Source organism: Oligella sp. HMSC05A10 (assembly GCF_001808335.1).
GTDB lineage: Bacteria > Pseudomonadota > Gammaproteobacteria > Burkholderiales > Burkholderiaceae_B > Oligella > Oligella urethralis.
Window position 1 is genome coordinate 1 of the sequence record NZ_KV792966.1, and the last position, 506, is coordinate 506.

A 506-nucleotide genomic window follows, 5' to 3' on the forward strand; every position below is an offset into this window, starting at 1 on the left:
AATAAATCGTTAAACCAACCAAAATCAAAACAATATAATAATGTATCTTTTTTATTTTTTTAAACAGCTTCCTGACTAAAAACACATAGAAACTAGCTACAGGCGTTATTAAAATATTACCCCACTGAGTCAAAGCATTGGCACTAGCATCATAATTCTTATTCCAATCAATCATGGTTTTTTCCTTGCTCTTTCTGACGCGAAAAATCTATAAGTGTTTTATTCCTGTCTCCTAAAGTATAGTCAAAAAAGCTAGAGACACCTGAGCCGAGAAAATACCCTTGAACTCTTCCATGATTGTTTAAAAAAATCTCAGTTTTTTTAGGCATTTCTTGAACTAAACCAATAGGTTGTGCTGCTTTTACTAAAAATTTGGTTGCCATATTATTCGATGCGCCTACCGTTAAATCACTGACTAAATTTGAAACCTTATAGTCTGACTTAGTAGCGAAACTTAATCCAACGCTCTCAGCAATAGACATCCCAGCTGCCACGCCATACCCCTT

1 pseudogene is annotated in these 506 nt (G+C 34.6%); it reads right to left on the bottom strand.

Annotated elements, in window-relative coordinates:
* Positions 1-167 precede the first annotated feature (167 nt).
* A pseudogene (locus HMPREF3144_RS11260) lies at positions 168-506 on the bottom strand (hypothetical protein); the annotation flags it as partial.